This is a genomic window from Pseudomonas aestuarii (assembly GCF_027988105.1).
GTDB lineage: Bacteria > Pseudomonadota > Gammaproteobacteria > Pseudomonadales > Pseudomonadaceae > Aquipseudomonas > Aquipseudomonas aestuarii.
Map to the genome: position 1 here is coordinate 1 of NZ_JAQJZJ010000055.1, position 222 is coordinate 222.

The following is a 222-nucleotide window of genomic DNA, read 5'->3' on the forward strand; positions in this document are numbered from 1 at the left end:
AGCGTGAACGGCTGGCCGAGCGTCAACAATGACCTGATGGGCATTCTCGGCAAGGTCGGCGGCGGCATGATGGCGCCGGGCTTCTACTACAAGACCTTCATGTACCCGCAGAACCTCTGGCTGACCTACGAGAAGTACATTCGTAAGGCCGCCGGTCTGGGTCGCTCGCCGAAGGAAAACGACCCGGACAGCTACGACTACCTGAACCAGCACTGCGACGTG

General features: G+C 60.4%; 1 protein-coding gene. It reads left to right on the forward strand.

Going from position 1 to position 222, the window contains the following annotated elements; translation table 11 throughout:
- Positions 1–222, forward strand: a 222-nt coding sequence (locus PH586_RS23540) for a hypothetical protein (RefSeq protein ID WP_271350226.1), incomplete at both ends; no start/stop codon positions are given.